We start from the raw sequence: 1,151 nt of genomic DNA on the forward strand, positions 1-1,151 counted from the left end.
TCGCTACACCGTTCGCTGCAAATCTTGCAAGCGCGCGGGCTACGCGTCGTACGCGGCCATCACGAGCCACAGCTCGCGGCCGTCGTCCCGCACGCGTGCAGCGAGCGCATACGGGTCCGACGGCTCGCACGCCCGCTGCAGCGCGAAGCGCGCGGGCTCGGTCGCGCCGAACGTCTCGTCGCCGAGCGGCCGCACGTCGGCCTTGCCTTCGAACATCCGGCGCTCGGGCCGGTAGATCAGCGGCTCGTGCTTCCACGTATCGAAATGGCTTTTCACCGAATCGAATCCGCCGCCGCATACGTTGATCTCGTAGCGCACCCCTGGTCGTCGTTTCGGAATCATCGTCGTGCCTCCCGCGTGATGTGGTCGCGGCGGTCGTTCCCGCCGCGAGCGCGTCGTCATGGTCGTCGTCCTGGTCGTCGCCGTTGCAGCGGCAAGTCGCGTGCCGGGCGCGCGGGCCGGGAACGCAGGTTGCGGCACAGGCGGTTCCTCGTCACCGATACGGAGCACCGCGATGAAGGATTCGACCCGGCACGGCCACGACGCACCGGCGCACGAGCGGCAGCCCGACGCGCAGCCGCCGCTGAAGGACCAGGACCGCACCCATACGCGCCATTCGGAACGTCATATCGACAAGCAGCTCGAGGACACGTTTCCGGCCAGCGACCCGCCCGCGACCGGCGGCGTCACGCGCATCGAGCCCGACACGCCGCCCGGCACGCACGACGACGGGCCGTGGGAGGACAAACGCAAACGCGACGAGAAGTGACGACACGAGCCGCGCCTGGACGGCATGCGGTTTGCTGGAACACGGCAGCCGCATCGGCACATTGCTTCACCCTCAACCCGCAAGGAGAAATTCATGCATCGCGTCAACGAAATCATGTCGCAGGACGTCGTGCGGATCGCACCGACCGACTCGATCCGTCACGCCGCTCAACTGATGGAGCGCTACGACATCGGCGCGCTGCCCGTGTGCGACAACAACCGGCTGGTCGGGATGGTGACGGACCGAGATCTCGCGGTGCGCGCGATCTCGGCCGGCAAGCCGCCGGAGACGCGCATCCAGGAGGTCGCGTCCGGCCCGATCGAATGGTGCTTCGACGACGATTCGCTGGACGAGATCCAGCACTACATGGCCGACGCGCAAC

General features: G+C 67.8%; 3 protein-coding genes. 2 read left to right on the forward strand and 1 reads right to left on the reverse strand.

Going from position 1 to position 1,151, the window contains the following annotated elements:
- Positions 1-39 precede the first annotated feature (39 nt).
- Positions 40-342, reverse strand: a complete 303-nt coding sequence (locus tag H3O04_RS35425; protein WP_012336612.1) for a hypothetical protein — start codon at positions 340-342, stop codon at positions 40-42.
- Between the two features lie 172 nt (positions 343-514).
- On the opposite strand from H3O04_RS35425, the gene H3O04_RS35430 reads away from it, so the two are divergent.
- Positions 515-769: a hypothetical protein gene (locus tag H3O04_RS35430; protein ID WP_105797990.1), complete on the forward strand. Its 255-nt coding sequence runs from the start codon at positions 515-517 to the stop codon at positions 767-769.
- A gap of 93 nt (positions 770-862) precedes the next feature.
- A partial coding sequence (locus H3O04_RS35435; RefSeq protein ID WP_202589522.1) for a CBS domain-containing protein occupies positions 863-1,151 on the forward strand: 289 nt, incomplete at its 3' end.

Origin of the sequence: Burkholderia sp. KCJ3K979, assembly GCF_016759955.1 — a bacterium.
GTDB classification, from domain to species: Bacteria; Pseudomonadota; Gammaproteobacteria; order Burkholderiales; family Burkholderiaceae; genus Burkholderia; species Burkholderia orbicola.